The sequence below is a fragment of the Frankia sp. AiPs1 genome (assembly GCF_023716945.1).
Taxonomy (GTDB): domain Bacteria; phylum Actinomycetota; class Actinomycetes; order Frankiales; family Frankiaceae; genus Frankia.
Genome location: NZ_JAMQQF010000779.1, coordinates 1 through 2,138, shown reverse-complemented (window position 1 = coordinate 2,138; position 2,138 = coordinate 1). Strand labels below are relative to the sequence as shown.

The window sequence follows — 2,138 nt, the reverse complement described above, 5'->3', positions numbered from 1 at the left end:
CGCCAACGCCGCCCTGCCCCTTCCCGCCGAGCCGCACCTGGCGCTCTGGCAGGCGCTGACGACGCTGCGGGAGCACCGCGGCGACGGGCACATCGCGGCCCTCGTGCATGCCGAGGTCGGCCCCTGCGAGGCGCTGGTCCTCGCCGCGGCCACCGGGCGTAGCCCCGGCGAGCAGCTACGCATCTCGCGCGGCTGGAACGAACGGGAGTGGGCCGAGGCGGTGCACAACCTTGCCGCCCGGGGCTGGCTCACCGCCGACGGCGCGCTGACCGAACTCGGCGCCCAGGCCCGGGCCGGGATCGAGGACGCCACCGACCAGTTGGCCTCGACCCCCTACCTGGCCCTGAGCACGGCGGAGCTCGGTGATCTGTACGCAACGCTGTACGGGCTCGCCGAGCGGGTGGCGCTGGGCGGCGGGTTCACCTGGCCCAACCCCATCGGGTTGGACTGGCCGCCGTCCTCCGAAGAGGCGTCCGAAGAGGCATCCGAAGAGGCGATGGTGGATCTGCGTCAGCCGGATCTGCGTCGGCCGGTGGAGCTGCGTCAGCCGGTGGAGCTGGGCTCGACGGAGGGGTAGCCGTAGCCGCCGGTGAACGGCTCCCCGCCGAACGCGCCGCCGTCGAACTCCGCGTCGTCGGCGTCACCTTCGGCGCCGCCGCGGCCCAGCAGCCCCGGACCGAGATCCGGCGGGTCCAGCTCCGCCGGATCGAGGTCGTCCGGGGTCAGGTTGGTGTCGTCGACCTCGCCGTGCATCTTCGACCCGTTCAGCACCACCGGGATCTCCAGATCGCCGACCACGTGCTCGACGTAGAAGGCACGGGCGCCGATGAGCCACAGCGCGAAGCCCGGATCGAGCCGCGGCAGCAGGTCGGCGGCGACGTCGGTGAGCCCGAGCGCCTCCTGGGTGTCGGCGATCTGGTCGGACGCCTGTTTGTACAGGATGCGGATCGCCGTCTCGGCGAGCAGACCCTTGGCGATCTCCACCGAGTCCGGGGAGGCGGACAACAGGTCGGAGATGCGATGGGCGACGATCGCGTTGGCGCATCCCCACTGGCGGGCGAGTTTCTGCTGCGCCGAGAGTCGGCGGACGAGTCCCGCGAAGCGCATCAGCCGCCAGCACTCGTCGTAGACGACGTAGCGCTGCACACCGTCCTGGCGCATCAGGGCCGCTTCCATCCACGCCTGCGCGCACGTCATGATCAGTGCGATCATTTCGTCGCTGCCCTGGACCCGCTCCAGGTTGAGTACGGCGATCGGACGGTCGAAGTCCAGCGGAGAGGTCGTCGGCCCGTCGAACAGGCCGCCGAGCGCGCCGTGGGTGAGCCGGCGCAGCGTCAGGGTGGCGTCCCGGGACGCGTCGCGCAGCTCGGTGGCCGTCATCGGGAGGTCGACGCAGTCCTCATCGGTGGGATCGGTCATCGCCTCCAGGACGTGCGGGAGCAGCGGGGTCGCCCAGCGTTCCGGCGAGGCGCCGGTGATCTGCCGGGTGACGACGTCGAGGGCGAGGTCCACGGCGGTGTGCTCGGCCGGGGTGAGCGGCACGCCCTTCGCCGTCTCGATCAGCGACGACAACAGCGACGACCTGGCCCGCTTGACCTCCCGGGCCCAGTCCGCGTCGGCGATGCCCATCGGGCGCGGCGGCGCGTCCAACGGGTTGAGCCGAGTCGCCATGCCCGGCCCGATGTAGGTGGGCTCGCAGCCGAGCCGGCGGGCCAGCCGGGTGTACTCGCCCTTGGGATCACAGGGCACCGCCGCCTGGTAACCGAACGCCGCGCCGCGGGAGATCAGCGTCTTGAGCAGGGCGGACTTGCGGGAGCCGACGGCGCCGAACACGGCGAAGTTCGGGTTCTCGATGACCTGCTGGCGGTACAGCTCGAAGACGTCGAAGTCGAACGAGTTCCCCGACCAGACGTGCCGGCCGATGTACATTCCGGGCGCGGCCAGCCCGGAGTCGACCACGAACGGGTAGATGCCGGCGATCTGTGCCGTCGTCTCCATGTGCGCGGGCAGGCGCATCTTGTGGTACGCACGCCCGGCGAAGGGGCCGAGCAGCTTGGAGGGCTGCGCCCCGCGGCGCAACGCCGCCTGGGCACGGCGCATCGCGGCCTTCTCCGCCGCGGCGGCGGCCCGTTCCGCCC

The 2,138-nt window shown here is 72.0% G+C and carries 1 protein-coding gene and 1 pseudogene; one reads left to right on the top strand and one right to left on the bottom strand.

Going from position 1 to position 2,138, the window contains the following annotated elements; translation table 11 throughout:
* A pseudogene (locus tag ND748_RS30570) lies at positions 1-577 on the top strand (hypothetical protein); the annotation flags it as partial.
* On the opposite strand, the gene ND748_RS30565 reads toward ND748_RS30570, so the two are convergent.
* Positions 544-2,138: conjugal transfer protein TraC (locus tag ND748_RS30565; protein ID WP_251749754.1), on the bottom strand; the 1,595-nt coding region annotated here is incomplete at its 5' end. The pseudogene ND748_RS30570 and the gene ND748_RS30565 sit on opposite strands and share 34 nt — an antisense overlap.